Raw genomic sequence first — 24,129 nt, 5'->3', positions numbered from 1 at the left:
AGATTGAAATGAAAGGTGCTGGCGATATGAGCCACACAAACCCTGCGGCTGAGGCCTCACTGGTTGATGCTGAAACAGACAGCGTGCCGCAACCGCCTGAGCCGGAAAAGCAAAGCAAAGCGCTGCGTATCCTTCTTGGCCTGAGCCTTGTTCTGATCGCGGCAAACCTGCGGCCTGTTTTCTCCAGCGTGTCCGTGCTGTTGCCTGAAATCATCGACGCAACTGGTATGTCGGGTGTGGCGGCAGGTGTTTTGACGACCTTGCCGGTGGTTTGTCTCGGGGTTTTCGCGCCTTTTGCGCCGCGCCTTGCGCAGCGCTTCGGTGCTGAAAAAGTTCTGTTGTTTGTGCTTGTCGCTTTGACGATTGGTACGGCGATACGCGGCATCGGAAATTCAGCATCACTTTACATAGGCGCGACACTTGCAGGCGCCGCAATTGCTACGGGCAATGTGTTGCTGCCGGGCGTGGTGAAACGCGATTTCCCAAAAACCGCAGCTATCATGACCGGGCTTTATACAATGGCGCTTTGTGGCGGCGCGGCAGCAGCGGCCGGTTTCACCATTCCGATTGAGCATATGCTGGGTGGTTCTTGGAACCTGGCTCTGGCCTTCTGGGCTTTGCCGGCAGCGCTTGTTTTGGCACTTTGGTTGCCACAAGCCTTGCGCGCAAAACACAATGTCGCACATTCTGGCTTTAAGGTTATGGGCTTGTGGAAAGACAAGCTTGCATGGCAAGTCACGCTGTTCATGGGGCTTCAGTCTTCTATGGCCTATGTGGTTTTTGGCTGGCTCGCACCGATTTTGCGTGAACAGGGACTGAGCGCAACCGCAGCCGGAGGGCTGGTTTCATTCTCCATTATGGTGCAGGTCATCACCTGTCTGGCAATCCCGTCGATTGCGGTGAGGCAGAAAAGCCAAAGCCTGCTCAATGTTGTGCTTTGCATGAGCGCAGCACTCCCGCTGATTGGCTTTCTTTATCTGCCGCAATGGAGTTTCTGGTTGCTTGCGATCATTCAGGGCTTCGGGCAGGGCGGTCTTATCGCTGCGGCCATGATGGTGATTGTCTTGCGTTCGCCGGATTCGCATACGGCGGCGCATCTTTCCGGTATGGCGCAATGCATTGGTTATACACTGGCTTCCGTCGGACCGCTGGTGGTTGGACTGATTCACAGTGCGACGGGTAGTTTTGCGGCCTGCGGCCTCTTTTTTGCTTTGATTGGCCTTGGCGCTGCGATTAATGGCTGGGGCGCAGGCCGGTCAAAACATGTCGGCGTAAAAGTCATACAAAAAAAATAAAAAAGTCCCGGAAGACCGGGACCTTTGTTTTACAATAAGAGCTTATATGAACTGTCCGAGACCCGGAATTGCACCGATCACGGCGTCTACAGGTTCATCGCCAGCCTTTTCTTTTGCAAAGCGAATGGTTTCTTTGGCAACGCCAGAGATTTCACCCATGCCGAGGCCAGCACCCATGAGTTGCGAGCCGAGGCCCATAACACCACCCATCAGGCCGGACAGGAGTCCGCCGCCCTTAACCTGCGAAATGGCTTCTTCCGCGCCGGGGAAAGCTGCGATCAGCTGCTGAACCTTGTCGGCTGGACCTTCCTTTTGCAGAAATGCCAAAATCATACCAACGGCTTTCTCCGCCGTTGCCGCATCAATGCCAACATTGGAGGTGATGCGTGCAATCAGTTCATCCATAGAAAGTCTCCCAAAATCTTACGTTTACGTAATATGCATTGTCATCGGGACTTTGCAAGCTTTCATGGCTTAAAATAATTCTGTTTTTAAAAACTTAGCGCCGTGAAATTAAACAGCAAAGCAGAAAATCCGCTTAATCATTGTTGCAGCGCGATGGTGCTTGTATAACCTGATGTCAGTAGATCTTTTACGGAGCGACCTGCCTGATGACTGTCGACGATGCCATTTTCCTTGGTGCAAGCCGCAAACCAGATGATTCTTATCAGCAGCCCGAATATCTGGCGCTGAAATATGGTAACAGGCACGGCCTTGTTACGGGGGCGACGGGTACGGGTAAAACGGTTACGTTGCAGGTTTTGGCCGAAAGTTTTTCGGCGGCAGGCGTTCCAGTTTTCTGTGCGGATATCAAGGGTGATTTGTCCGGCATTGCCGCGAAGGGCGTGCTCAATGATAATTTGAGCAAACGCGCCGAAGAAGTTAAGCTTGATCCATATGAAATGCGGGCATCGCCGGTCATTTTCTGGGATATATTTGGTGAGCAGGGCCATCCGGTCCGTGCGACGATTTCCGAAATGGGGCCGCTGCTGCTCTCACGGCTGATGAACCTGACCGACGCGCAGGAAGGCGTTTTGAACGTCGCTTTCCGTTTGGCCGATGAAGAAGGTCTGCTGCTGCTCGATCTGAAAGATTTGCAGGCAATTCTTACAGAAATGGCTGAGCGTTCAGCGGAGCTTTCGGCCAAATATGGCAATGTCAACAAAGCCTCCGTTGGTGCGATCCAGCGTTCGTTGCTGGTGCTTGACCAGCAGGGCGGCTCAAAATTCTTTGGCGAACCAGCGCTGCGAATCGCGGATTTGATGCGCACCACGACAGATGGTCGTGGCGTTGTCAGTGTGCTTGCGGCGGATAAGCTGATGATGAGCCCGCGTCTATATTCGACGTTTCTGCTTTGGCTCATGTCGGAATTGTTCGAGGAGCTCCCGGAAGTGGGGGATCCCGATAAACCAAGGCTCGTCTTCTTCTTTGATGAAGCGCATTTGCTGTTTGATGAAGCGCCGAAGGCACTTGTCGATCGCGTGGAGCAGGTGGTGCGCCTCATTCGCTCGAAAGGCGTCGGCGTTTATTTCGTAACACAGAACCCGCTTGATGTGCCGGAAACGGTGCTCGCGCAGCTTGGTAATCGTGTGCAGCACGCGCTTCGTGCTTATACACCGCGCGAAACCAATGCTGTGAAGACCGCTGCGGATACATTCCGTCCAAACCCAGATTTCAAGACGTTTGAGGCGATTACCAATCTCGCAACGGGTGAAGCGCTTGTTTCGACCTTGCAGGCGAAGGGTGTGCCCTCAATGGTACAGCGCACATTGATCCGCCCGCCAGCTTCGCAGATTGGCCCATTAACGCCTGAAGCGCGCGCCCGGATCATCGCGGCAAGCCCGGTTGCCGGTCAATATGATCAGGCTGTCGATCGCGATTCCGCCTTTGAAATGCTGGCGCGAAAAGCGCAGGCCGCAGCAGACGCGCAGCAGAAGGCCAAGCAGGAGGAATCCGGTGAAGGTGGCGGTCTTCTCGGCGAAATTATGGGAACCGCATTTGGGACGGGTGGTCGCCGGTCGGGTCGTCAGACGGTCGCTGAAACGGCTATGAAGTCCGTGGTACGTTCCGTGAGCACATCGCTTGGCCGCGCATTGGTGCGTGGCATTTTGGGCAGTTTTAAACGCTAAACGCTGGTGAAGTAAAAAAGCCCGGAGAAAACTCCGGGCTTTTTTGTATCAGATCACCACGATTGGTGATTTTGGCGGAACGCGGTTGTAAAGATCGATAATGTCCTGGTTCATCAGACGTACACAGCCTGAAGAAACGGCTTTGCCGATTGACCACCACTCCGGATTGCCGTGCAGGCGGTAGATTGTGTCTTTGCCATCCTTGAAGATGTAAAGCGCGCGTGCGCCGAGCGGGTTCTTGAGACCCGGAGCCATGCCGCCATTGCGCGAGCTATAGGGTTCGAGTTCTGGCTGACGCGCAACCATTTCATCCGGTGGCGTCCAGCGTGGCCATTCGCGCTTGTACTGAATAACAGCGCGGCCTGACCATGCAAAGCCGTCACGACCAATGCCGACGCCGTAGCGCATTGCCTGACCGTTGCCGAGCACCAGATAAAGGAAGCGATTGGCCGTATCGACGACGATTGTGCCCGGCATTTCGCCCGTTGGATCCTGAACAACCTGACGCAGATAGCGCTTGTCCATTTTCTGGATCGGAATAGCCGGAAGCTGATAGCCGTTGTCTTCAACAGCTGCATACATGGATGCCCAGCTTCCGTAAGAAGCGTCGACATTGGCTTGCGGTGTCTTGTTGATAGGATTGCCATTGGCATCGACATCAATGATGGGAACATTCTGCCCCAACTGAGCACAACCGGCGAGGCCGGCCGCCGCTGTTGCTGTCATGGCCGTCAGAAAAGAACGGCGGGTAAGAGTCGTTTGCATATGAAAACCATTTTGGTGGCGGGAGGATCTGTGGATATAACTACAACGGTCAGGGTTAATTAAGTGCGACCAACCCGTTGCTATGGTCACAAATTACGCGGCGATAACGATGCTACAGACATTTCGTTCCGCATTTATTGGTCGCAAAACGCCCGATAAATGTGACCGCCAGGGGTTCATAATAAGGCTTAAAAGTGGCTGATAGGCCGCTATGGGGCGTGTGTTGCCGTTGCGACACAACTTTGGCCGCAACAGGCCATTGTCACTCAATTTGGATTGATCAAGTTTGGGTGAGTTTCAGTCGAGCAGTTGCAGGCTCGGTAAGATGAGAGCGGGAGGATAGTGCCTGTACTCGTCTGGTTGATTGGATCGGTTGATCCAGACTGCACGCATTCCGAATCGCGCAGCCCCTGCCACATCCCAGCGATTGGACGATTGAAATGAAATGGCAGACGGATAAAGCCGCCACTGCATTGTGACGAGTTCATAGACAGATGGCGACGTCTTATATCGTCTCACACGATCGGCAGAGATGATATCATCCAGCAATTCATCAAGGGCGGATGATTTGACGGCGGCTTCAAGCATGGCAGGCGAACCATTGGACAGAATAGCCAACCGCGCACCGCGATTTTTCAGGCTTTTAAGGGCCGCAGGGACTTCTTCGTAACAGTCCAGTTTCCAGTAAGCCTCAAGCAGGTCACTGCGAAGCGTCGGGTCGACGGACGGATACCGTGCAAAGGCGAAATCAAGCGCTTCTTCCGTGAGCTTCCAGAAATCGCGATATTCGCCCATCAAGCTCAGTGTCCACGAATATTCGAGCTGCTTTGTGCGCCAGAGCAGGGAAAAAGCCGCCCCATCCGGTCCTGCTTTTTCCTCATAACGACGCACGGCAGAATGCACATCGAACAATGTGCCATAAGCGTCGAAAACATAGGAACTATAGGACACCGGTTTTCTCCCTTTGGGCATTTATCTCAAAAAAATAGAATGGCCTCTATCCTTATGCAATTTCAATAAAAATTCATCGAGTTGCATGGCAAATTTAGAACATGCGCCATTGCCGCATGAACCGTTGCGGCCTATGTAGATTGCGCACGCAAGTTTTCGGGCATGTATTCACACTGCCCCCAGTCGCTGCCTGTTGTAAGCTGAAAGACAAAGAGGAGAGTTCCAATGGCTTTTGAACTGCCCGCCCTTCCATACGATTATGACGCACTTGCTCCGTTCATGTCGCGCGAAACGCTCGAATTCCACCACGACAAACACCATCAGGCTTATGTTACCAATGGTAACAAGCTGCTTGAAGGTTCCGGCCTCGAAGGCAAGAGCCTCGAAGAGATCGTCAAGGAAAGCTTCGGCAAGAATCAGGCACTCTTCAACAATGCTGGCCAGCACTACAACCATCTCCATTTCTGGAACTGGATGAAGAAAGACGGCGGCGGCAAGAAGCTGCCAGGCAAGCTTGAAAAGGCAGTCGAATCCGATCTCGGCGGTTACGACAAGTTCCGCGAAGACTTTATCGCTGCTGGCGCTGGTCAGTTCGGTTCGGGTTGGGCATGGTTGTCGGTTAAAGATGGCAAGCTTGAAATCTCGAAGACTGCAAACGGTGAAAGCCCGCTTGTTCACGGCGCAACGCCAATCCTCGGCGTCGACGTATGGGAACATTCCTACTATATCGACTACCGCAACGCGCGTCCGAAGTACCTCGAAGCTTTTGTGGACAGCCTGATCAACTGGGATTATGTCCTGGAGCTTTACGAAAAGGCATAATCTGCCGTTTCATAATGAGCTTTAAACCCCGCGAAAGCGGGGTTTTTATTTGCTGATCAAGAATTACATAAAATATGATTTTTGCATTCATGATTATGGGTGCTCGCCCATAGATTAGACCGCAACGCTGAGAGTGCTTAAACAATAGTATTTTAATCATGATTTTCACGTTAACGTGAATATATTGTAATATTCGATATAATATCAGCATGTTGTTTATTATTGTCACCATTTATTAGGTGCGCTTGTTGCAAAGGCGGTGAACGTATCAGATATTTGCATAGGGGTGATTTTCATCCATTTTCAACTGCGGAGGACCGTATGCGTTCATTTTTTCTGGCTATCAGCTCAGTGGCTCTTTTGACCGCCGGCGCAGCCCATGCCGATGCGATTGCAGACCGTCAGGCAATCATGAAGGATATGGGGCGTTCTGTTGGACAGCTCGCACCGATGGTGAAGGGTGATAAGCCTTTTGATGCTGTAACCGCTCTCGCAGCCCTTGAAAAGATCAACGCTGATGCGAAGAAGTTTGACGTTGATGCCTTGTTCCCAGCCGGTTCTGATCAGGGTGACACGGAAGCTTCGCCAAAGATCTGGGAAAACAAGCAAGACTTCGTCAAGCACGTTGAAAAATTTCGCTCTGACGCAGCCGCAGCGCTCGCGGCCAAACCTGCTGATCTTGATGCTTTGAAGCCAGCCTTTCAGCAGGTTGCAGCCAATTGCGGTTCCTGCCATCAGGCCTATCGGATGAAGAAGAATTAACATCAGCACAACAATGGCCCGTAAAATCGCATATGCCGCAGGCGCTGTAATCATCATTGGTGCAGCCTCCTTTTGGATGCTGACAACGCCGCAGACGGTGGATCAGTCGGTGATCGCATCCTTGCAGCCGGGTGATGTTACAAAGGGCGAGCAGGTGTTCTGGGCAGGGGGCTGCGCTTCCTGTCATGCGGCGCCCGAAGCAAAAGATGAGGACCGAAAGCTACTCGCCGGGGGCCACGAATTGGTTTCGGATTTTGGTACCTTCATTGCACCCAATATTTCTCCGTCAGAAGAGGGCATTGGCAATTGGACCCTGCACGACTTTGCCAATGCAATGCTCAAAGGAACAGGGCGGGCAGGGGAGCATCTCTATCCATCTTTTCCCTACACATCTTACGCAAAAATGCAGCCGCAGGATGTGGCAGACCTGTTTGCCTATATGAAGACTTTGCCTGCGTCTGATAATGTGACGGCACCGCATAAGCTCGGATTTCCGTTCAATATCCGTCGTGGGTTGGGGCTTTGGAAGCAGCTTTATCTGTCCGACAAGCCAGTTGTAGAACTCGCAAATGCATCTGATCAGGTCAAGCGCGGTCAATATCTGACCGAAGCGCTTGGTCATTGTGGCGAGTGCCATACGCCGCGCACTGTCATTGGCGGGCTTGATGATACGCAATGGATGGCCGGTGCTCTGTCGCCTGAAACGGGCAGCGACGGTCGCAAGGGTGTGGTTCCCAATATTACTTCTGGAGAGGGTGGTATTGGTGATTGGAGTGAAAATGATATCGCCTATGCACTGCAAAGCGGCTTCACACCTGATTTTGATTCACTCGGTGGATCAATGGCGGATGTTGTAACCAATATGGCGCACCTGACAGATGCCGATCGCGATGCGATTGCTGCTTATCTCAAAACCATTCCGGCGCATTCAAACGGCTATCCATCCAGTCGCTGATTACCGCTTTGTACAGCGCACAACCGTTGCCGCTCCGGCACTCGTGTACTTGCTTTGCATGGTATAGAGCCAGCCTTTGCACTCTGCCATTGTCGTGAAACAGCGGTAGCGATCAATCGGCACGCGCCCGTCACCGTCACTGATAAAGGGCGAATCGTCCACACCGCTGAACTGACCGACAATGATACCGCTGCCGCGTGGTGGCGTGTTGCAACGCTGCCCCGCATATTCGCTGACATTTTTGCGCACCTGAGCTCCAGCCTGTGTTGCTGGGGCCAACAAAGGAAAAGCAATGAGAGCGGTCAAAAATGCGCGATGCATGAACTGATCTCCGCGTGTATTGATCTAGACAATATAAGCTCAATAAAAACTCCCGGCAATTGATTTGCCGGGAGTGATTATAAATAAGGCCGCTAAGCTTTTCCGACTGCTTTCAGCGCAAAAGCATAGGTGTAAGCGACTTCCTCCAGTCGAGAGAACCGGCCTGAGGCACCGGTATGTCCAGCATCCATATTGATGCGGAAAAGAACTGGGTGCTCGTCTGTCTTAAGCTCGCGCAGTTTCGCAACCCACTTGGCAGGTTCCCAATAGGTAACGCGCGGGTCGGTCAGACCAGCCACTGCCAGAATGCGCGGATAGGCGTGCGCGCGGACATTATCGTAAGGCGAATAGGACGCGATGTTGCGGTAATCGGTTTCCGAGGTGATCGGATTGCCCCATTCCGGCCATTCTGGCGGCGTCAGCGGCAGTGTATCATCGAGCATGGTGTTGAGAACATCGACAAAAGGCACTTCCGCGATGATGCCGCCAAAGGCTTCCGGTGCCATATTGGCAATCGCACCCATCAGCATGCCGCCTGCCGAACCACCATGCGCGACGATGCGATCATGGCTCGTAAAGCCTTCGCTGACGAGGTGTTTTGCTGCCGCAATGAAATCCGTAAACGTGTTGGTCTTCTTTTCACGTTTGCCGTTTTCGTACCAGGCAAAACCCTTGTCCTTGCCGCCACGAATATGCGCGATGGCATAGACGAAGCCACGATCAACAAGCGACAGGCGCGAGGTGCTGAAACTTGCTGGGATGGTGATGCCGTAAGAACCATAGCCATAAAGCAGGCAAGGGGCCGAACCGTCGAGCTTTGTATCCTTGTGATAGATCAGCGACACAGGCACCAACTCGCCATCCGCTGCCGGAGCAAGGACGCGGCGTGTCACATAGTCAGCAATATTATGGCCTGATGGGACTTCCTGCGTTTTGAGCAGCGTGCGCTGACGCGTGCGCATATTGTAATCAAACAGCTGCTCAGGCGTGGTCATCGAAGAATAGGAGAAGCGAATAACATCTGTATCATATTCCGCGCTGCCATGCAGGCCAAGCGAATAGGCTTCTTCGTCGAATGCAATCGCGTGCTGCTCACCGGTTTCGCGATCACGGATAATGATGCGTGGCAGGCCATTGTCACGTTCCATCCAGACCAGATGCCGCTTATAGGCGGAATGCGACAAGATCAGGCGTCCCGGTACTTCTGGAACCAGCTCTTCCCAGTTTTCTGGTTGCGGTGCCGATGCGGGCGCGCGCATGATCTTGAAGTCTTTGGCGCTGTCAACATTCGTCAGAATGAAGAACTCATCGCCGCCGGGCGCGATATCGTATTCAACACCCGTTTGGCGCGCCATGATCAACTGCGGTTTTGCAGATGGATCGTTGGCTGGCAACAGCCAGCATTCCGAAGTCTCGTGATCGTGAATATCGATAAAGATAAAATCATCCAGTGCAGAACCGCCAACACCGAGGAAGAAACCGGCGTCCTTCTCTTCATAGATCAGCTTATCCTGCGACTGTTCAGTGCCGATTTCATGGTAAAAGACCTTGGAGGGGCGATGGTTTTCATCCAGCAAGGTATAGAAAAAACCTTTGCTGTCTGCATCCCAGCTTCCGCCGCCGTTGGTATCCGACAGAATATCTTCGAGATCCGACATGGTGCTGAGATCACGAACTCTGAGCTTGTAGAACTCTGATCCCTTATCGTCATAGCCCCAGATCAAGCGATTGTGATCGGGCGAATGATCGGCGGATGCGAGGCGGAAATAAGCTTTATTTTCCGCTTCCTTGTCGCCATCGAGCAGAATGGTTTCATCACCGCCATCGCGTGGGGTTCGAATGAAGTAAGGCTGCTCGCCGCCGGTCCGGAACGACATGCCATAAGCATAGGGACCGTCCTTTGACGGAATCGATGAATCGTCTTCCTTGATGCGACCACGCATCTCGGCAAACAGCTGCTTCTGAAGCGCTTCTGTATCTTTCATGAGCGCTGTCTGATAGGCGTTTTCTGCCTCCAGATGATCATGAATTTCAGGCGCCAGAACAGACGGATCCTTGAAGACCTCCTGCCAGTTATCGGCGCGCAGCCATGCATAATCATCGGTGCGGGTGATGCCATGGCGTGTATCGCTCGCAGGATGCTTTGGTGCTTTTGGTGGGTGAGGAAAATTGGTGTCGTGTGGCATGTAAAATCCAGTAAAAAGCAAATGAAATCAGTCCGAACCGTTGTGCCGTTCCGGACTGTTAAACACAAGAATTAATCCTGATCGAAAATCAGTGCATTTCCGTTCATGCAATAGCGCAGGCCGGTTGGTGGCGGACCATCGGGAAAGACGTGGCCCAGATGCGCATCGCAGTCTGAGCAGCGGATTTCAGTGCGGGTCATACCATAGGAATGATCTTCAAATGCAGAAACGGCATCAGGTTCAATCGGCTGATAGAAACTTGGCCAGCCAGTGCCTGATTCATATTTCGCTTCCGACTTGTAGAGCGGACGATCACAACAAACGCATCGATAGGTTCCATGCAGCGAACTGTCGAAATTCGGGCTTGAAAAAGCGCGTTCTGTGCCGTGCTGGCGTGTGATCTGATACTGAATGGGCGTGAGCTGTTCCCGCCATTCGGCATCAGTCTTAACAACCTTAAGATTGCTTCTCTGACTGGTAGAGCTTGACATGGTTTTGTCCTCTCTTTGGCGTATTGCAGTGTAAGACTGCCAGTTGGTTCTTGTCAGTTTAGAGCACTGATGTGATTCAATCTGATCAAAGCGCGCTCCGGGGTAAGTGCTTCAACCCACTGATAAATCTTGTCTACGCTAATCGGGCTCAATCTGCTGATGTACGTATGGCGAATATATAGTTGGTGACACCGTTGAATGCGAGTTTATTTAATCAAAATATATTGTACTCTGGCCTTTTTGTTGCCAGACTCCTTGTTCAGGGTCTCACGTGCAGAATGATATTTGTTCTAGCTTATGGTAAAAGACTTATCACAAAAAAATGATTGCTTATGAGTGCTCTGCAACTTAAGGGCGCGCCAACACAATTTTCCATTTCCGCCCAGCAATACGAATAAATTATGGCGCTGAAAGCAGCGCTGTCTGTGTGTTTTCAGTCAACTTAATGGTCTGAGTCCGGGAATAATTATGTTGTATTTAATGACATAAGAAGAAACCGGCCACTTTAATGTAATGTGGTTTGACAATTCTATTGCAAATGACACTATTCATTGTTAATTGCATCGTTTGTAAGGTGGGGTGGGGATAAGAAATTCGCGCAGACGGCATTCAGGTTTTTGAGAGCCATAATCTGTTTGATGCTAAGACGACCAAAAAGGAAATAAAATGGAAAACTCTGAAGTTTACGATGAGAGCGCAGAATTGCTTCTCAGCCTGACTGCTGATGTTGTTGCAGCTTATGTCGGAAATAATTCTATTCGCGCAAGTGAACTGCCTCTCCTGATTTCAGAAGTACATGCTGCTTTCAAGAGCCACGTTGCTCGTGAAGAAGCGCCTGTCGTTGTTGAAAAACCAAAGCCGGCCGTAAATCCGAAGAAATCGGTTCATGATGATTACATTATTTGCCTCGAAGACGGCAAAAAGTTCAAGTCGCTGAAGCGTCACCTGATGACCCATTACAGCCTGTCTCCTGAGCAGTATCGTGAAAAGTGGGATCTTGATCCTAACTATCCAATGGTTGCTCCGAACTATGCTGCAGCACGTTCGCGCCTTGCAAAGAAGATGGGTCTGGGCCGTAAGCCTAAGGACGCATAATTTAGAGCATAATCCGACCGGAGCGAAGCGAAGGTCGTTAAGATTGTGCTTCAAATAGAAAAATTTAGAGCTTTGATCTGTTTAATCAGATCGGAGCTCTAATTCGTTACGTGTTGTAAAACAGGTTGAGTGTAGCCCGGCATTGATATGCCGGGCTATTTTTATTTGAATTTTATTCGAGCGCTTATCTCGCTATGCCTGATACGGTCTTTCTCTTCATTGTATTTATTTCTCCGCCAAGCCTGTCGAGCGCCGGCTTCAAAGCGATATGTCTGTTGAGATCGTAGCTCCAGTGGCCGCTGACGCCCTTCAGGCGCTCGCGCTCAATCAACCGGATAAGCTTGCTTTGCGCTTGTTTTTGTTGGTCTTGCGGGGCGCTCAAGAGATTATCCATATCGATACCGGCGATAATCTGTAGTGCGATGCGCTGCATGGAGTTCATACGCTCCTGGCTGCGTGCTGCCAGAAATGCCTGGCAGGCTTTACGAAGAACAATTTCCATTTGGTGATCTTTCATGGGTTCGTGATGCGTACCGATGATAGGATCACCGTCTTTGACGGCTGTTGGATAAAATTCCTATTTTTTGATAAAATCTCTGGATAATGAAGTGTCTTAGTGCTTCAATAAACTTATCCCCACTTGCAGAATCCTCATTATAAGAACATATTCCTATAATGGTGAGGAAAGATGAATGTCTCTGAAATTTTCGGATATCATCCATACCCGCGCAGAAGCTGTAGAAGCTTTACGAGTCATTGCAGCGCGACACGGACGAACGCTTAACCCGGATAATTCCGGTCCTGCTTTGGGGCGCAGGCGTCAGGAGAAAAACGTGGAAATCTGTGATGCGCTTATCGATTTATTGTCTGCTTATTTCGCTGTCAGTGGCGCAGAATTACGTTCGCCTTTGCGATGCAGGAGAGAAGTGGCACAGGTTCGACAATTGGGAATGTATCTCGCACATACTTCATTCGGAATGGTGATGCGTGAGGTGGCTGTCGGTTTTGCCCGCGATCGTACGACGGTTATGTATGCCTGCCACCTCGTGGAGGACAGGCGTGATGATGAGGATTACGACGCTGTGGTTGCGACGCTGGAAAAGGTTGTTAATCAAGGGTTCTCGGCGTGGAGGATGGCAGCATGAGCACAACATATTCGACGTCCGAAGCCCGGATCATTCGTTTTCTCAGGCAGGGTGGCTGTGAGATGCAGGATTCGGTCCGCGAAACACATGTTTTGCTGGTTGGCGAGCAGGGAAATATAGCCGTAACGCGTGTCGAACTGGATGCAATGCAAAAGCGCGGCATTGTGATTTGCGAAGGCGAGCGCTTGGTGATTTCAGGCTATACGCGCAAGACTGCGGCGAAAAATCCAAAACCTGTGCGCAAGACAGAAACCGTTGAGACTGAGCACGGTGAAAAGGTTGAAATCAACCTGTCTGAATCTCCGCTTGCGAAACTTTATCGTCTTCGCAACGCTGATGGTGGAAGTTTCATTTGTGAAGATGAATTTCGCGCAGGCGAGAGATTACGGGCCGATTTTACCCGTGGCGCTATGATGCCATCCATGTCAGCGCGCTGGGATGTCGGGGTTTCTGGTTCCACGCGTTCGGGGCCGGGTGGGATGGCGGAACTCACCGATATTGCGCTGGCAAGCCGGATGCGCGTGGAGCGGGCGCTGGATGCCGTTGGACCCGAATTAAGCGGCGTACTGATTGATGTGTGCTGCTTTCTCAAAGGACTTGAAACGGTAGAGCGGGAACGACAGTGGCCGGTGCGTTCTGGCAAAATGCTGCTAAAAATGGGACTTTCTATGCTACACCGACATTATAATCCACAACTCGCAAAAGAATGCCGATCTCCGGTGATTCTGCATTGGGGTTCTGATGACTATCGCCCGACTGCAAGCCCGGCAAAGGGCTGATCGCAATTTGAATATGGAAACGAAAATGCAAAGCTGTCGGCAAAATCTGGAGACAATTCTGAAAGAGCTTGAGACGAGCGCGAAAAATGAGTGCGTCTTCAGTGTTGTCTATCAGGAGACGGCGCGTCTTGAGGCCAGCGCGTCTGAGCAACGTGCGAAAGAGAGGCGTGTTCTTGGTCCGCTTGATGGCCGGATCGTTTCGATCAAAGACCTGTTCGATGTGAAAGGAGAGCCAACGCTGGCTGGCTCCGTCATTCGCAAAACGGCTGCGTCTGCGCATACGGACGCGATTATTGTGCAACGCCTGAGAGCTGCGGGTGCCATCATCGTCGGCAAGACCCACATGACGGAATTTGCGTTCACCGCAGTGGGGCTCAATCCGCATTATGGCGTTCCGGCAAATGCCGCCGATCCAACACGTGTGCCGGGAGGGTCGTCGTCCGGTGCTGCGGTTTCTGTTGCGCAGGGCACCAGTGAAATTGCGATTGGTTCTGATACAGGCGGTTCCGTTCGCATTCCGGCGGCACTCAATGGTTTGGTCGGTTTCAAGCCGACCGCAAAACGCATTCCGCTCCAAGGTGCCTTTCCGCTCGCTCCATCGCTTGATTCGATTGGCCCTTTAACGAAAAACGTGAGCGACTGCATTCTTGTCGATGCGGTAATGGCAGGCGATAGCCCGGTTTTGCCTGTTTTTGCGTCTGTGGAGGGGCGAAGAGTAGGGCTGCCTGCTGGCCTTTTGCTGCACGACATGCAGCCGGAGGTCGCGACCGCTTTTGATCTGGCGGTGAGCATGCTCGAAAAAGCCGGAGCACGCATTGTAAGAATTGAACTGGATGATCTTATTCTTGCCTTTTACGAAGCGACCCGCATTGGCTCAATTGCCGGTATTGAAGCGAGCCGTGTTCATGCGCAAACTTGGCTGAAAGACCCTGACGCGAACGTCGATGAGAGGGTAAAACATACGCTTGTAAAGCGTCTTAACGTCTCCAATGCAGCCTATAACCAGCTAATGGATACACGGTTGAAGCTGATTGAAGAAATGGATCAGCGGCTGCGCGACATTGATTTTTCCATCGCGCCAACAACGCCGATTGTTGCACCAACCATCGCATCGGTCAGTGGAAACCCTGCCGAATATGATCGGGTTGAAGAACTGTTATTGCGCAATACGCAGATTGCCAATCAGTTCGATCTTTGCAGCATTACATTGCCGATGCCTGTTTCAGGGATGCCGGCAGGCCTGATGATGAGCGCACGCAATGGCGCTGATAAAGAGCTGCTCTCAGCCGCGCTTACAGTCGAAAAACTGTTAAGCTGAAACACGGAGAATTTCTGCATCCCTGCGAATACGCGCCACCATGGAGCGAAGGCCATTAGAACGCTGCGGCGTTAAATGCTCATCCAGTCCGAGCTTCTTAAGCAGGTCTTCGGGATCGGATGCGACGATTTCCGATGCCTTGCGGCCTGAATAGAAGGCTAGCACAATGGCCACTAGCCCGCGCACGATATGGGCATCTGAATCGCCCAGAAACTCCACAATCGGGTCATCGCCCTCATGTGGAATGGTTTTGAGCCAGACTTGACTGACACAGCCCTGCACCTTGTGTGCAGCATCGCGGGCATCTTCCGGGTAGGCAGGCAATTCTTTTCCAAGATCAATCACATAGCGGTAGCGGTCTTCCCAATCGTCGAGAAATTCGAAGTCGGAGATAATGCTGTCTATCGTGGTGGTCATGACATTCGCCTGAATAAAATCTTGGATAAGCCATCTATATAGGGACAAAAGCCGCCAAGGTCACGGAAAACTGTTTCGCACTTTTCAGGATGTGCTCTGGGCTCTGTCTGCATTCACGGGCTTCGTTCATCTCGCTTGCGCTCGCAATGCGCTTGCACGCGGCGTGGGGACCGGAATGGTCTGGAGAGACGTCTTTGAAGGCTCTGTCAGCGGCTCCTGCTTTGTAACAGTGGCAGCAGGTATCTCATGCTTTGTGCCGATGCGATCACTCAGATATTCGAGGATACTGCCGCTGCGGTGTAGGATTCCGCTGGCTGCACTTGAAAGCAAAGACGTGCCATTTTCGCACAATGCAGGATTGTTGGCGCAGAGCTTTCCAACTTCCAATGCCGTTTTGCCGTTTGCAAGCAGTTGATTGATGGAGTCTGGCTTTGCCATTGCTTCAACCGAAGCAGCATTTTTAGATGACGTGTTTTCTTTGTCCGCAGGAAAGAAGTGCGGCATGACAATAAATGCCAGCGACAACCAGAATACGGATTTGATGAGAAAACGGATCATTACGCTCGGAGTTTGTTGGCCGGGATTGGTAATGGCATTGTCTACGTAATTTGAAAAGATTCCGTAACCGCAAGAATCGCTGGTGTCTTACTCCTGATTGTGGCGCGCCTTGAAAGGCAATCGGGACTGCCCATATCCACCATCTGTTTACCATAGCGAAAAAACACCCGCGCCGAACCGTCAGATTCTGCATCAAGTTGCTGAAGATGGCTTCGTTTTATCGTTTCTTTAAAGCCTCACCTGCATTCTGGCTTCCAGAGGTTCTTCCGCGATGGATAAACCGAGCGAGTATTGAGTGAGTAAGGCAAGTTGAACGCCATTCTTTTGAACGCAGCACAGATTCTCGGCACGAAGGTGCAGACGTTGGCGCGTTTTCACGAACGTTTCTGCCAGCGTTGGACTGACCAATCGGATGCCGTAGCGCTTCGCACTGTCGGCTCATTTATGCTCATGCCCACCCTTCTGTTTGCAGCCGTGCTCGCATCGGGCTTAACGACAGATTTTGCAGCCATTGCTGTTCTTGCCGCAAGTTTTGCTGGCTTTGCGATGATTCTATGCGCGCTCAGCCTCATGGGTCTGAGCGTTGCAGCACTTGGAGCGTTGAATTTCTTGGCCTATGGCGCCGGTCTTGCCGCAATTTCAATGTTTCTAAATGCCAGCAACGTCGCGCTTTGGATAATGGCAGCAGCCTTGCCGCTGGAAATATGGTTTGTCAGCCGTAAGATTCCGCCTGTGCTTGCAGCGACTGGCTTGAGCGCCTGCGTTTTAAGTTTCTTTGCGCTTAAAGGTGGCATATCTGTTGCACCCGCATCGCTGATCATTTTGATACTTTATATGATGAGCCTTATAGCGCGCAGTTTTGCGATTAAATCTGCACTTCAATCAAAGCCGCTTGTGCAGCATCAACCTGTGGTCGCGGAAGGCGGTGTGCGACTCTGTCTGGATATCGAGGGCGTTCTCACTCAAGTTGATGCGCAGTCCGCAGCAGTGCTGGGCGTGCAGCCACACAATCTTGAAGGCGTTGCGTTGATTGATCGGATCCATGTTGCAGATCGCGTGCAATATTTGTCGCTTCTGGCGGACCTGCGTTCAGGACATGCATCACAGCCAGCGGATATTCGTCTGCGCATGCTGGAAAACGGCACTCCGGTTTTTCTAGCCTTCCGTATGGAAGGTGCTGCCAGCAACGGCATTATCACCCTGGTCGGCCGTTCGCTCGAAGGCGAACATAAGCTGCTTGAAGAAATCAATGCGCTGAAAGCGCAGCTTGAAGCGGAACGGATCAGCAAGGGACGTTTGCTTGCAACCGTCAGCCATGAACTGCGCACGCCGCTCAATTCGATCATCGGCTTTTCGGATATGCTCTCGCACGAAATGGGTTGCCAGTTGCAGAATGAAAAACAGCGCGAATATGCTGGTCTCATTCACAAGTCGGGCCATTATCTGCTCGAGCTGGTCAATTCTGTGCTTGATAATTCAAAGCTTGAAACTGGCACTTACGGCATTGAGCCACAGAATATTAATTTCAGGGAAGTGGCTGAACTGTGTGCGGCTGTTATGCTGCCGCAGGCCGAGAAAAAGGGCATCGCTTTTTGTCATCGTGTGAATGCGAGCACCGGTGATCTGGTGGCGGATCGCCGTGCGCTACAGCAAATCTTGATCAATCTTGCAGCCAATGCCGTGAAATTTACGCAAACCGGTGGATGCGTCACGATCGATGCTGCGCGTGTAATGATCAATGGGCGTCCACATCTCGAAATCGTGGTCTCTGATACCGGCATTGGCATTGAACCGGAAGATATGCAGCGCATCGGGGCGCCATTCGTGCGCGCAGACAATCACTATACGCGCGCGCAAGAGGGCAGCGGCCTTGGCCTTTCGGTGGTCAAGGGGCTGGTGGAACTGCATCAAGGCTCGATGCAAATTAAAAGCTGTGTGGGCGAAGGAACGGTCGTAACGGTCCACCTTCCGGTTGCAGGCCCACAAAAACTGCTCGAACCGGGCGCTTTGGGAGAAGAAGATCAACAGCAACTTGGCACGGTTATTGACATGCACCGTCACCAGGGAGAACGGAATAATGACTGGCAGAAAGACGAAAACCGGGAACAAAGCCCAGAGCGGATCGACGCGCAAGCCCGCAAAACGGCATAGCCTCGGTCGCCGTCTGCTCAAGTTCTTCTTCAGTTCGGCTTCCGCGCTGGCGATTTTCGCTGGCAATGTCATCGTGCGCAATCCTGTGCTTACAGGCGGAGCCACAGCGTTTATCGTGGTGATGGGGTTTGTTTCGGCCAATGCGCTTTGGTATCAGCCAGAAGCGCATAATGCCGTGTTTTTCAAAACCCGTGCGAATTTTGTTTTCAAGGCAACGCCACGTGCGGTGCTGCCTGGAACGGTTGTTGATAAAAAGCATGAAACTGCCAGCATAGAAACACCACAGACAGTGCCGTCGCAATCAGTGGCGGAGAGCGCAGAATTGTCGCCTGATCGCCTGCAAGTGACAGGCTCTATTGATGAAATGCTGCCCGCTCTTGCACCAAATGCCGATCTGGAGATCGCGCGATTGCAACAAAGATTGTTGACGCTTGGTATTTATCAAGGCGCTGTCGATGGCTTCACCGGCCCCCAGACGCGTGAGGCAATTGAGCGGTGGCAGGCACTTCAGAAGAAGCTCGGTGTTCCTGCACAAAATGCTTCGGCACAAACGCCATCGCAAGATGATGTTGCAAAGGTTATCGATCTGGCCATACCGACACCGCGTCCCGAACCTGCCGTGTTGAAAGTCAGTGAAACAGCAAATCGCGCGCCCGATCTTGCATCGCTGGAGCGTAAACCAGCGCCGCAAAAGAAGCATGCGGCATCGGCACCGGCCATTGAGCAGCAGGCAAGGATTTCCTCTCAGGATATTGTCCGCGTGCAGGCGGGCCTTAAAGCTTTCGGCAATGAAAAAGTGAGCGTTGACGGGGTTCCCGGTAAGTCGACGCAGGATGCCATTCGCGAATTCCAGAAATTGTTCAACCTGCGCGTCACGGGAGAAGTCGATGCTGCACTGATTTCCAAGATGCGCGAAATCGGGTTGATAAGCTGATGCGTGTTACATCTGATTTCTGGGTGTCGGCTTTAATCCGCAGAGTGCAGGGCGAGGGCGGATTTGCCTATCTCGCGCGTCGCGGCTCCAAAGAGGCCGGTGCGATCTTCATCAAAGTCAGTTCGCGCCTTGGAACATGTGATCTATATTCGCCCGCACCGCAGACGTCTTATGATGAAGACGATGATGGAGAACGCATGTTTTTGCGCATTCTCCACGAGGTGGATGCTCTGAAAGCAGGGGAGCGCATGGAGCGCGAAATTCGCTTTGATCCAGATCTTTGGTTGGTTGAACTGGAAGATCTGGCTGATCCGGCAAATCTATTTTCTATTTCACCGGATGATCTATAAGTTTGATCGTGCTGTAGCGGTATTTACATCCGCGGCAGTCGCCATCTCGCGCAACTTGCTGCGCAACAGTTTCGACATGTCATCAGCCTTCCAGCGCCGCACGAGCATGACAGCTTTTTCGCGGTCAATCGAACGATACATCTGAACGAATTCGCGCAAATGATCGCGACTGGCTGCAATCGGCCCCAAAAGCGTTGACATGATCATGAAACATTCCGAAGCGGATATTCCAAGTGCGCGCAGTGCGATAGGCAGATGTGTTTGCGGCCATTGCCCGATAATGTGATCGGCGCGCTCAAAAGATACATCAAGCGAATCGGCCAGCGCCGTCCGGAAAATCTGATCATCGATGAGCAAAGCCGTATCGATAAGATATTCAGGTGCCCAGAGTGCGCTTGTACCCGAAAGCGATGACGCAAAGGGTGAGCCGTCATCCGGCTTTTCAATTGTGTATTCTGACGTGACGGTTTTTTCAGGTTCAAGGCCCGCGAGATTTTCCTGCAGGGCCAGCAATCGATTGATTGCCGGATCATCGAAGCTGCGCAGAACATTTTTCAGCAATGGGTCGTCAGACTGCCTGCGAGCAACAGCGCGGGCATGGTCCAGCCCATTCTTGGCGATGATGTCGAGCAAATCTTCGGATCGCAAAACCGGCGAACGCAGAAGGATTGGTGCGGAAATCTCGACTGGCTCGCTTGCAAGCGAAAGAATGAGCCGGCGCGGCGCGTCTTCAATCTGAGCAAGTGCGTGGGCGGCTTGCCGTTTTCCGCGTGTGGTTGCGCGTTCAATGAGCGGAAATGCCAGATCTTCAAGCTGATGCGCATCGTGACGGCTGGGGCGTGTGATGGAGGCAAACGCAGCTATTGCAGCGCCCAGAAGGTCGTCTGCTTTGCTGCTGTCAGCTCTTGAATGTGATTGGCTCCGGTTCGCTGAAATCTCTTCCAGCACGCGGAACTGATCATTTGTCACGCAAAATTACTCCACACGACCTAACACTACGAACGCCATTTGCCACAAGTCGGCAACCTGGATAATAGGTATGAAGCCTTAGCAACTCATTAACCGTGCGTAAGAAAGTGTCTGTTTCGCAGGGAGTTAACCCGCTTCATATGGTGTGCAGTTTGCTTGTGTGAAAAAGTCTTGGACCTGCTGACCCCAGCTCGCATCAGGAACGAACCCCCGCAGGAGAACCGCACCTTCGCCGGCATTCAGTTCAATAATGATGGAACGGCCATCATTCTGCAGACCCTCGGCACGAAGCGCTGCAACACCAAGCGGATCGGCAATGATCAGATCAAGCTGCCGGTCAGTCGATACATTATCATTGAGGCTGTAAAGATTATCGCCATTGGGTGCGTAAACCGATAGCGACCAGAAAGGTAGATTGCCTTTTGCGGTGATCTGTACGGGGCCATCGGTCAGGTCAAACCGGCATGCGGCCTGTTCTATGAGTGGGTCCTGATCGCTGACAAGCCCCGATGTGTCGGAAAGCATATAGAAGCGATAAGGCTCGCCCAAAGCTTCCAGATGTGACCACGCATTCTTGCTCGAATAAAGCGGAACCAGCAACAACACCGCAATATGCACGATTGCAGCGCCGACCAGACCAAGCACCAACAGGCGGAGCACCTTAGCCACGACAAGCCTCCCGTCCGGTAATTGGCAGAATGCGTGGCATGACGAGATCAGTCAGCCCGGACGAACTTGCAGCCGGTGTATCATAAAGTGTCATGACAAGCACGAAACTGCCACTGCCTTCAACGGGCAGCCAGTTATCCGGGCTGGCATCTGGCCCCACTGTGATCTGAATGCTGCCGTCATTGTCATAAAGCACTTCACGTGAGTGCAGCGCAGGTTGCAGACCTTCGCGGGGGGGAAGCGGCTCAAGGTTCGGATCGGCCGGATAGAGCGTCCAGAAACGTGCCGGTGGTGTCAGTCCGGTAAGGCGATAACTGCACCCGCGCCGCAATTCCGCTCCATGGCTATCACGACGCGCATAAAACGGTAGCCCTTCAGCTGTTCCGAGTGCAAGCGAGGCTTTGCGCGCGGCGCGCGCCTTTGAATAAGGATCGGCCTGACTGGTACCGGAGGCGGGGTAGGCATTCCACGCGTCAAGCTGCAATTCACCGAACCCGTCAAAATGGTCCAGCGTATAATCGGTCACCCATATACCGCCGCCAATTGCAATCGTGAGCACGGCCAGAACTTTGAGAATTGTTTTCAGCATTCTGGACTCAAAGAACCGATATTTTTGTTCGTCCCGCAAGCGAGGGAACGGGCGGCGAACTGAGGAATTTGTCGCGCAGCTCTTTAAGCGTTTTTGTCGCGGCGGGTGAGAGAACGCGCGGTGGAGCGGCCATCATTTCCTGCGGGCTTGCCGTTGCCGCAAGCGTTGCCTGGGGCGTCTTTGCAGGGGCGGGGAAGGCAGGCGTGATACCGGGTATTGGCTTTAGCTCGATATTCTGATGCGCGTAATTCATCATGCGCTGCCATGCCATCGCAGGCAGAACGCCACCGGTAAGCTCTTTCATCGGCGTGAAATTATCATTGCCGAACCAGACTGCGGCTGTGAAATTTCCGGTGAAGCCGACAAACCATGCATCGCGATAGTTCTGCGTCGTGCCTGTTTTGCCGCCAACCCGCGTCATGGAAAGGGCTGCGCGGCGTGCCGTACCGCGTTCTGGCACCTGCACAAGCATTGAGTTCATCTCAAACGCTGCTTTTTCGGACAGCGCACGATGCGGCTTTGGTGCATCGCGGGTAAAATCCCATAACACTTTTCCATCTGCCGATATGATCTGCGTAAAGCCATGGCGATTGCCAGCCATTCCGCCATTGGGAAAGACGTTAAAGCCGGTTGCCTGATCCATCACCGTCATTTCCGATGTGCCGAGCACCATGGTTTTATGCGAAGAAATGGTTGATTCCACCCCCATGGCTTTTGCAAGTGCAACAATGGGGGCAGTTGTGAGATGATCGCGCGCAAGGCGCACAGGCACCGAATTGAGCGAGCGCACAAGTGCTGTTGTGAGATCAACGCGTCCGGCAAAGCTGCGGCCATAATTGCGTGGTGACCAGTTGCCCCAACTAATCGGTGCATCGGAAACGACCGTGCTTGGCGTCAGACCTTTTTCCATCGCGGCCGCATAGACATAAGGCTTGAAGGACGATCCTGCCTGCCGCAGCGCTTTGGTTGCGCGATTAAACTGGCTTTCGCCATAGTCGCGCCCACCGACAAGCGCACGCACCGAACCGTCATTGGCTATGACGACGGTGGCTGCTTCCGAGACATTATACTCTTTGCCATTCTGGCGCAGATAGAATTCGAGCGATTCCTCAGCTGCTTTCTGAATGTTGCGGTCGAGTGTCGTGCGTACGGTGAGCGTACGCTGGGGAAGTTTTCCTGCAACTTTTTTGACTTCTTCGAAGGCCCAGTCCAGGAAATAGTCGGGGCTTTCATTTTTTGCACGGTCGATGATGCTGGCAGGGTTGCGGCGCGCAACAGCCACCTGGCCATTGCTCATGAAGCCGCTTTCAACCATGTTGGAAAGCACCACATTGGCGCGTGCGCGTGCCGCAGGCAGATTGACATGCGGTGCGAATTTCGCAGGCGCTTTGAAAAGCCCGGCCAGCATGGCGGCTTCCGCAAGAGTGACATCTTTGACGTTTTTACCGAAATAAAACTCGGAGGCAGCAGCAATCCCGAATGTACCGCCCCCCATATAAGCGCGGTCGAGATACAGTTGGAGAATCTCTTTCTTGGTGAGATTGCTTTCAAGCCAAAGGGCGAGGAAAGCTTCCTTGATCTTGCGTTCAATCGTCCGCTCATTCGAAAGAAACAGGTTCTTGGCAAGCTGCTGCGTGAGGGTCGAGCCGCCTTGCACCACGCTATTGGCACGCAGATTCTGATTGAGCGCGCGGCTGAGCCCCCAGAAATCAATGCCATAATGATCGAAAAAGCGACGATCTTCCGTACCAAGCACTGCTTTGATGACATGATCGGGCAGTTCATCAATCGGCACTGCCTGGCGATGCAAAATCCCGCGTTGGCCTATTTCATTGCCATATCGATCGAGAAAGGTGACGGCATAGTCATCCTGCGCACGCCAGTCTTTTTTGGTTTCGTCAAAAGCTGGAAGTGCAAGTCCGAGCATAAGGACGGCGCCAATCGTGCCAAGCGTAAAGCCTTCATCCAGCACTTCCACGACCAGACGTCGAAAGCCGCGAACACGAAATCTGCGCGAGAAAATAGTGATATTTTCCCACCATTCACGTGTATGAGAACGCAGATTATAGAGGCCGGAATCGATCCAGGCATCAAGTCCTATAAGCCGGGAAACCCGGAAGGGCCGGCGGCTTTTTTTGTTAGAACTTTCATCGGCCGTTTTACGCATGAACTCTACTTTAAAGCCGTAAAATTTATGAAACGAGCGAAACCTGCTCGCGGATAATAGCAGATTAATAAGTTATAACTCATTTTAATTCGTAAACAGAGTCGACAAAAGTCGATATGAAAAAAATCATAAATAGGAAAATAGTCCTTGACGGCGTAACGGTGCTTTGCTACCAATTAGATACGGTCAAGAAATTGTGACTGATACCGATGAGAGCTTCGATACCCCCGGCTTTTATCGATATTTACAAAACCCCGGAAGCAACGCGCTTTCGGGGTTTTGCATGAAAAGAGGTTAAACCTGACGGATAT

At 52.2% G+C, this 24,129-nt stretch carries 25 protein-coding genes; 12 read left to right on the top strand and 13 right to left on the bottom strand.

All coding sequences use genetic code 11. The features are described from left to right. Window positions 1-26 precede the first annotated feature (26 nt). Window positions 27-1,295 carry an MFS transporter gene (locus VBH83_RS03825; RefSeq protein ID WP_265983853.1) on the top strand — a complete coding sequence of 423 codons (1,269 nt, stop codon included), beginning with the start codon at window positions 27-29 and terminating at the stop codon, window positions 1,293-1,295. Between the two features lie 42 nt (window positions 1,296-1,337). On the opposite strand, the gene VBH83_RS03820 is transcribed toward VBH83_RS03825, so the two are convergent. Beyond that, a complete protein-coding gene (locus VBH83_RS03820; protein ID WP_265983158.1) occupies window positions 1,338-1,700 on the bottom strand; it encodes a DUF2267 domain-containing protein in 363 nt (120 codons plus the stop codon). A gap of 206 nt (window positions 1,701-1,906) precedes the next feature. Between VBH83_RS03820 and VBH83_RS03815 the strand changes: the two genes are divergently transcribed. Then, on the top strand, window positions 1,907-3,424 hold the full coding sequence (locus VBH83_RS03815) for a helicase HerA-like C-terminal domain-containing protein (RefSeq protein WP_265983160.1): 1,518 nt from the start codon (window positions 1,907-1,909) through the stop codon (window positions 3,422-3,424). A 48-nt stretch (window positions 3,425-3,472) separates the two neighbouring features. Here VBH83_RS03815 and VBH83_RS03810 read toward each other — a convergent pair whose 3' ends face one another. Both VBH83_RS03810 and VBH83_RS03805 read right to left on the bottom strand, forming a co-directional pair. Beyond that, window positions 3,473-4,189, bottom strand: coding sequence for a L,D-transpeptidase (locus VBH83_RS03810; RefSeq protein WP_265983161.1), 717 nt, complete (start codon window positions 4,187-4,189; stop codon window positions 3,473-3,475). Window positions 4,190-4,486: 297 nt separating this feature from the next. Continuing rightward, a complete protein-coding gene (locus VBH83_RS03805; RefSeq protein WP_265983163.1) occupies window positions 4,487-5,140 on the bottom strand; it encodes a haloacid dehalogenase type II in 654 nt (217 codons plus the stop codon). Window positions 5,141-5,365: 225 nt separating this feature from the next. Between VBH83_RS03805 and VBH83_RS03800 the strand changes: the two genes are divergently transcribed. From VBH83_RS03800 to VBH83_RS03790, 3 genes are all read left to right on the top strand, one after another. Continuing rightward, complete coding sequence (locus VBH83_RS03800; RefSeq protein ID WP_265983165.1) at window positions 5,366-5,962, top strand: superoxide dismutase; 597 nt, start codon at window positions 5,366-5,368, stop codon at window positions 5,960-5,962. Between the two features lie 321 nt (window positions 5,963-6,283). Continuing rightward, a complete protein-coding gene (locus VBH83_RS03795; protein WP_265983166.1) occupies window positions 6,284-6,724 on the top strand; it encodes a cytochrome c in 441 nt (146 codons plus the stop codon). A 13-nt stretch (window positions 6,725-6,737) separates the two neighbouring features. Further along, window positions 6,738-7,679: a cytochrome c gene (locus tag VBH83_RS03790; protein WP_265983168.1), complete on the top strand. Its 942-nt coding sequence runs from the start codon at window positions 6,738-6,740 to the stop codon at window positions 7,677-7,679. On the opposite strand, the gene VBH83_RS03785 is transcribed toward VBH83_RS03790, so the two are convergent. The 3 genes from VBH83_RS03785 to msrB form a co-directional block, all read right to left on the bottom strand. Next, window positions 7,680-8,000 carry a hypothetical protein gene (locus VBH83_RS03785; protein WP_265983170.1) on the bottom strand — a complete coding sequence of 107 codons (321 nt, stop codon included), beginning with the start codon at window positions 7,998-8,000 and terminating at the stop codon, window positions 7,680-7,682. A gap of 92 nt (window positions 8,001-8,092) precedes the next feature. Then, complete coding sequence (locus VBH83_RS03780; protein WP_396996432.1) at window positions 8,093-10,186, bottom strand: S9 family peptidase; 2,094 nt, start codon at window positions 10,184-10,186, stop codon at window positions 8,093-8,095. A gap of 71 nt (window positions 10,187-10,257) precedes the next feature. Beyond that, on the bottom strand, window positions 10,258-10,677 hold the full coding sequence (gene msrB, locus VBH83_RS03775; RefSeq protein ID WP_265983173.1) for a peptide-methionine (R)-S-oxide reductase MsrB: 420 nt from the start codon (window positions 10,675-10,677) through the stop codon (window positions 10,258-10,260). Between the two features lie 666 nt (window positions 10,678-11,343). Here msrB and VBH83_RS03770 point away from each other — a divergent pair. Then, complete coding sequence (locus tag VBH83_RS03770; protein ID WP_265983175.1) at window positions 11,344-11,772, top strand: MucR family transcriptional regulator; 429 nt, start codon at window positions 11,344-11,346, stop codon at window positions 11,770-11,772. A 184-nt stretch (window positions 11,773-11,956) separates the two neighbouring features. Here VBH83_RS03770 and VBH83_RS03765 read toward each other — a convergent pair whose 3' ends face one another. Continuing rightward, window positions 11,957-12,274, bottom strand: a complete 318-nt coding sequence (locus VBH83_RS03765; protein WP_396996430.1) for a cytoplasmic protein — start codon at window positions 12,272-12,274, stop codon at window positions 11,957-11,959. Window positions 12,275-12,470: 196 nt separating this feature from the next. Between VBH83_RS03765 and VBH83_RS03760 the strand changes: the two genes are divergently transcribed. The 3 genes from VBH83_RS03760 to VBH83_RS03750 are packed head-to-tail and all read left to right on the top strand — an operon-like array spanning window position 12,471 to window position 15,014. Further along, the gene (locus VBH83_RS03760; protein ID WP_265983854.1) at window positions 12,471-12,917 is read left to right on the top strand and encodes a helix-turn-helix domain-containing protein; all 447 of its coding nucleotides are present in this window, start codon (window positions 12,471-12,473) and stop codon (window positions 12,915-12,917) included. Then, window positions 12,914-13,696, top strand: coding sequence for a DUF6456 domain-containing protein (locus tag VBH83_RS03755; protein ID WP_265983177.1), 783 nt, complete (start codon window positions 12,914-12,916; stop codon window positions 13,694-13,696). The genes VBH83_RS03760 and VBH83_RS03755 overlap by 4 nt, the downstream gene beginning before the upstream one ends. A gap of 25 nt (window positions 13,697-13,721) precedes the next feature. Beyond that, entirely contained in the window at window positions 13,722-15,014 is a 1,293-nt protein-coding gene (locus tag VBH83_RS03750; protein ID WP_265983178.1) for an amidase, read from the top strand. Here VBH83_RS03750 and VBH83_RS03745 read toward each other — a convergent pair. After that, window positions 15,006-15,431, bottom strand: a complete 426-nt coding sequence (locus VBH83_RS03745) for a SufE family protein (protein ID WP_265983179.1) — start codon at window positions 15,429-15,431, stop codon at window positions 15,006-15,008. The genes VBH83_RS03750 and VBH83_RS03745 overlap by 9 nt on opposite strands. Window positions 15,432-15,557: 126 nt before the next feature. After that, window positions 15,558-15,989: a hypothetical protein gene (locus VBH83_RS03740; RefSeq protein WP_265983180.1), complete on the bottom strand. Its 432-nt coding sequence runs from the start codon at window positions 15,987-15,989 to the stop codon at window positions 15,558-15,560. A 309-nt stretch (window positions 15,990-16,298) separates the two neighbouring features. On the opposite strand from VBH83_RS03740, the gene VBH83_RS03735 reads away from it, so the two are divergent. The 3 genes from VBH83_RS03735 to VBH83_RS03725 are packed head-to-tail and all read left to right on the top strand — an operon-like array spanning window position 16,299 to window position 19,424. Further along, window positions 16,299-18,140, top strand: coding sequence for a HAMP domain-containing sensor histidine kinase (locus VBH83_RS03735; protein WP_265983181.1), 1,842 nt, complete (start codon window positions 16,299-16,301; stop codon window positions 18,138-18,140). Next, window positions 18,067-19,074 (top strand): peptidoglycan-binding protein, encoded by a 1,008-nt coding sequence (locus VBH83_RS03730; RefSeq protein ID WP_265983183.1) that lies wholly within the window; start codon window positions 18,067-18,069, stop codon window positions 19,072-19,074. The genes VBH83_RS03735 and VBH83_RS03730 overlap by 74 nt, the downstream gene beginning before the upstream one ends. Then, window positions 19,074-19,424 carry a DUF1491 family protein gene (locus VBH83_RS03725; RefSeq protein WP_265983184.1) on the top strand — a complete coding sequence of 117 codons (351 nt, stop codon included), beginning with the start codon at window positions 19,074-19,076 and terminating at the stop codon, window positions 19,422-19,424. Before VBH83_RS03730 ends, VBH83_RS03725 begins: the two co-directional genes overlap by 1 nt. On the opposite strand, the gene VBH83_RS03720 is transcribed toward VBH83_RS03725, so the two are convergent. From VBH83_RS03720 to VBH83_RS03705, 4 genes are all read right to left on the bottom strand, one after another. Next, window positions 19,419-20,393 (bottom strand): DUF2336 domain-containing protein, encoded by a 975-nt coding sequence (locus VBH83_RS03720; protein WP_265983185.1) that lies wholly within the window; start codon window positions 20,391-20,393, stop codon window positions 19,419-19,421. The two genes, VBH83_RS03725 and VBH83_RS03720, sit on opposite strands and share 6 nt — an antisense overlap. 126 nt (window positions 20,394-20,519) lie before the next feature. Continuing rightward, the gene (locus VBH83_RS03715; RefSeq protein WP_265983187.1) at window positions 20,520-21,062 is read right to left on the bottom strand and encodes a hypothetical protein; all 543 of its coding nucleotides are present in this window, start codon (window positions 21,060-21,062) and stop codon (window positions 20,520-20,522) included. Next, window positions 21,055-21,651 (bottom strand): DUF1214 domain-containing protein, encoded by a 597-nt coding sequence (locus VBH83_RS03710; RefSeq protein WP_265983188.1) that lies wholly within the window; start codon window positions 21,649-21,651, stop codon window positions 21,055-21,057. The genes VBH83_RS03715 and VBH83_RS03710 overlap by 8 nt, the downstream gene beginning before the upstream one ends. Before the next feature lie 7 nt (window positions 21,652-21,658). Continuing rightward, window positions 21,659-23,818, bottom strand: a complete 2,160-nt coding sequence (locus tag VBH83_RS03705; RefSeq protein WP_396996425.1) for a transglycosylase domain-containing protein — start codon at window positions 23,816-23,818, stop codon at window positions 21,659-21,661. Window positions 23,819-24,129: the final 311 nt, after the last annotated feature.

This window comes from Ochrobactrum sp. S1502_03, from assembly GCF_044435015.1.
GTDB classification, from domain to species: domain Bacteria; phylum Pseudomonadota; class Alphaproteobacteria; order Rhizobiales; family Rhizobiaceae; genus Brucella; species Brucella chromiisoli.
This window is presented reverse-complemented; position numbering and strand designations above follow the sequence as displayed.

Bases quoted from the DNA above. Each gene is read 5' to 3' on its own strand.
- VBH83_RS03810 (WP_265983161.1), bottom strand. From the start codon at position 4,189: ATGCAAACGACTCTTACCCGCCGTTCTTTTCTGACGGCCATGACAGCA.
- VBH83_RS03790 (WP_265983168.1), top strand. From the start codon at position 6,738: ATGGCCCGTAAAATCGCATATGCCGCAGGCGCTGTAATCATCATTGGT.
- VBH83_RS03710 (WP_265983188.1), bottom strand. From the start codon at position 21,651: ATGCTGAAAACAATTCTCAAAGTTCTGGCCGTGCTCACGATTGCAATT.
- VBH83_RS03795 (WP_265983166.1), top strand. From the start codon at position 6,284: ATGCGTTCATTTTTTCTGGCTATCAGCTCAGTGGCTCTTTTGACCGCC.
- VBH83_RS03755 (WP_265983177.1), top strand. From the start codon at position 12,914: ATGAGCACAACATATTCGACGTCCGAAGCCCGGATCATTCGTTTTCTC.
- msrB (WP_265983173.1), bottom strand. From the start codon at position 10,677: ATGTCAAGCTCTACCAGTCAGAGAAGCAATCTTAAGGTTGTTAAGACT.
- VBH83_RS03750 (WP_265983178.1), top strand. From the start codon at position 13,722: ATGCAAAGCTGTCGGCAAAATCTGGAGACAATTCTGAAAGAGCTTGAG.
- VBH83_RS03800 (WP_265983165.1), top strand. From the start codon at position 5,366: ATGGCTTTTGAACTGCCCGCCCTTCCATACGATTATGACGCACTTGCT.
- VBH83_RS03820 (WP_265983158.1), bottom strand. From the start codon at position 1,700: ATGGATGAACTGATTGCACGCATCACCTCCAATGTTGGCATTGATGCG.
- VBH83_RS03770 (WP_265983175.1), top strand. From the start codon at position 11,344: ATGGAAAACTCTGAAGTTTACGATGAGAGCGCAGAATTGCTTCTCAGC.
- VBH83_RS03730 (WP_265983183.1), top strand. From the start codon at position 18,067: ATGACTGGCAGAAAGACGAAAACCGGGAACAAAGCCCAGAGCGGATCG.
- VBH83_RS03745 (WP_265983179.1), bottom strand. From the start codon at position 15,431: ATGACCACCACGATAGACAGCATTATCTCCGACTTCGAATTTCTCGAC.
- VBH83_RS03785 (WP_265983170.1), bottom strand. From the start codon at position 8,000: ATGCATCGCGCATTTTTGACCGCTCTCATTGCTTTTCCTTTGTTGGCC.
- VBH83_RS03740 (WP_265983180.1), bottom strand. From the start codon at position 15,989: ATGATCCGTTTTCTCATCAAATCCGTATTCTGGTTGTCGCTGGCATTT.
- VBH83_RS03765 (WP_396996430.1), bottom strand. From the start codon at position 12,274: ATGGAAATTGTTCTTCGTAAAGCCTGCCAGGCATTTCTGGCAGCACGC.
- VBH83_RS03705 (WP_396996425.1), bottom strand. From the start codon at position 23,818: ATGCGTAAAACGGCCGATGAAAGTTCTAACAAAAAAAGCCGCCGGCCC.
- VBH83_RS03815 (WP_265983160.1), top strand. From the start codon at position 1,907: ATGACTGTCGACGATGCCATTTTCCTTGGTGCAAGCCGCAAACCAGAT.
- VBH83_RS03825 (WP_265983853.1), top strand. From the start codon at position 27: ATGAGCCACACAAACCCTGCGGCTGAGGCCTCACTGGTTGATGCTGAA.
- VBH83_RS03780 (WP_396996432.1), bottom strand. From the start codon at position 10,186: ATGCCACACGACACCAATTTTCCTCACCCACCAAAAGCACCAAAGCAT.
- VBH83_RS03725 (WP_265983184.1), top strand. From the start codon at position 19,074: ATGCGTGTTACATCTGATTTCTGGGTGTCGGCTTTAATCCGCAGAGTG.